The organism is Loktanella sp. DJP18, assembly GCF_049310965.1.
Classification (GTDB): Bacteria; Pseudomonadota; Alphaproteobacteria; order Rhodobacterales; family Rhodobacteraceae; genus Loktanella.
On the sequence record NZ_JBMERN010000294.1, the window covers coordinates 1 to 1,767 of the forward strand.

General features: G+C 59.5%; 2 protein-coding genes. One reads left to right on the forward strand and one right to left on the reverse strand.

Annotation, left to right across the window (positions count from 1 at the left end):
- A partial coding sequence (locus ACOI1H_RS25335) for an ArdC family protein (protein ID WP_422441061.1) occupies window positions 1–818 on the reverse strand: 818 nt, incomplete at its 3' end.
- A 496-nt stretch (window positions 819–1,314) separates the two neighbouring features.
- Between ACOI1H_RS25335 and ACOI1H_RS25340 the strand changes: the two genes are divergently transcribed.
- Window positions 1,315–1,767: hypothetical protein (locus ACOI1H_RS25340; RefSeq protein WP_422441063.1), on the forward strand; the 453-nt coding region annotated here is incomplete at its 3' end.

The following is a 1,767-nucleotide window of genomic DNA, read 5'->3' on the forward strand; positions in this document are numbered from 1 at the left end:
TTATGGCGAGCTCGCCATAATTCAAGCCAGCCCTCGATGTAGGCTGCGCTTTGGTCAAATTCCGGCTCTACGCCAAGGCGCGCGGCCAACAGGCAAGCGCCAATCTCGGCCACAAGTTCCTCGAACGCATAAGCGGCTTTGTTGCCAAACTTCTTGATCCGGTCCAGCCGCTTTTCCGCGCCAGTCCAGTGCGTGATTTCATGGGCCAAAACGCCATAGTAGCGGGCGGCATTGGTGAAAGTGCCTACGGGCGGCATGTGAACCTGATCCGTCGTGGGCCGATAGTAGGCGCGGGGGTCTGTGGTGCTGACAATATCGGCCCCGATGCTGCCGAAAAATGCCTCAAGCGCCGGGTCGGCCTCGGTGCCAAGGTCGCGGGCGGGGTCGGGCTGAACGTAGTATTCTGCGGGCAAGCCCTCGATCTGATCCGCGTTAAAGACGTTGTTTGCCTTCGCAAAGCCGATGCGGGCCTTGCTCTCGCCCTCGGTTCCGCCGTCGCTCTCTGCGTCCTCCTTCTTTTCAACGGTGCCATAGAAAACGCTGCGGGCACATTTCTCGCTCTTCTTCACGGTGCCGCCCAGCTGCTGCGCCTGATTGAATGTCATCCAGCGTTCGGAGGCATAGCCGCGCTCGGATGCCACGGCCCACAACATCAGGACGTTGATGCCGCGATAGCCTTCGCCATTGTGACGGACGGGCAGGCAAGCGCCACCTGCGTCCCCTGTCCACGGCTTGCGCCATGGCGGCGTGCCTGCCTCGATCTGTGCAATGATGGTGTCGGTGACGTGCTGGTGAATGTCCAAACGCTCTTTTGCCATGGTGTCGATCCTTTGTGGTGGTGCCACGTTTCCGGTCTGGGTGCCGAAAATCGGGGCGGGGTTTCTGGCGAGGAAGCGCTGTGCGCGCCCCTCTCCTGAAAGCCTGCCTCCCGGCGAGGGCAGGGGGGGAACCGCCGCAATGGGAAAATCAAGCGGACAAGGGGATGGTGCGGCCCGCAGCCGCAGGCGAGGACACGGCCCCGCAGGACGCGCTGTATTTTACTGTTGCGGTGGGGGACCGGCGGTCCCCTTCTTACTTTCTTTCTTGGCGGTGCAGCGGCGTATCGCGCTTGCGCGAACCCCGCACCGCGCCCCAGCGATCGTTCCTTGACAGCGGTCTCTCAAGTCAAGCGCATTATTGATCTCTGGTGGCGATCGAAGAAATCCTGATCGCGATGAGGTATCAAAGGTTCGGTTTGAGCCCTAAGCGGACCATCATCTTGGCGGCTCAACAATAGGCTTCCGGATGCCATCGGATTGTTTCCAGAGGGTCCTGATGATGGTGGTGCGCCTTCGGCGCACACCGTATGCTATTGATATGGGGAAAAACTCACTGAAAATCATCGCTGCCACCTGCACACTAATCTGTACTGCGCCGGGAGCCGGCAGCGCACAGGAGGTGGTCAAAGAGCTAGAATGCCGGAGCATGGGTACGTTCAACGTACTCGACGGTGCAATGTTTCTTGGCCAGAGTACCGGCTTCTGGCACTTGTTCTACAAAGACAGCAGATTGGTTCGCATTTTGGATCCGTTCGCATGCCGTACGGCGGATAGGCGCATGGACATCCTTGAAGACGCGTTGCTCCTGCAATGCGACCAAGAATTCGAGGGTGAGCAGCAAACCATTCTTGGCCGGATTGACCGGCGTTCGGGGGCATTCTTCGAGTCTACCAAGCGAAGTTCCGAGGTTCTTGTCCGTTGGGGAAGCTGCACTTCCCCGGATGGAATC